The sequence below is a fragment of the Brevibacillus sp. SIMBA_040 genome, assembly GCF_046535075.1.
Lineage (GTDB): Bacteria > Bacillota > Bacilli > Brevibacillales > Brevibacillaceae > Brevibacillus.
Genome location: NZ_JAWRXI010000132.1, coordinates 1 through 286 on the forward strand (window position 1 = coordinate 1; position 286 = coordinate 286).

The window sequence follows — 286 nt, forward strand, 5'->3', positions numbered from 1 at the left end:
CATCACACGTGGAAGATCGAGCCGCGCAAGCGCCAAGCGGAGGAGTCGCGTTTCGCGCGCGCAGCGCGCGCTTGGACTCGTGTCAATAACTGTACGCAGGACGCCGCCGCGTCGGCGGCCGAGATAGACGACTGGCTCGCGGACTATGACCGCGCCGAACACGTCTCGGCGGGCACGAGTGCGCCAGATCCGGCGAAGAACGGCGAAATGACGCCCCGCATATCTCATTCGGCGCGCGCGGCCGACGTGATCCGCATATCGGTTGACGATGTGCGGGATTGGCTCG

1 protein-coding gene is annotated in these 286 nt (G+C 66.1%); it reads left to right on the plus strand.

The annotated features are described in order from the left end of the window. Positions 1–286: hypothetical protein (locus SB752_RS32270; protein ID WP_410719475.1), on the plus strand; the 286-nt coding region annotated here is incomplete at both ends.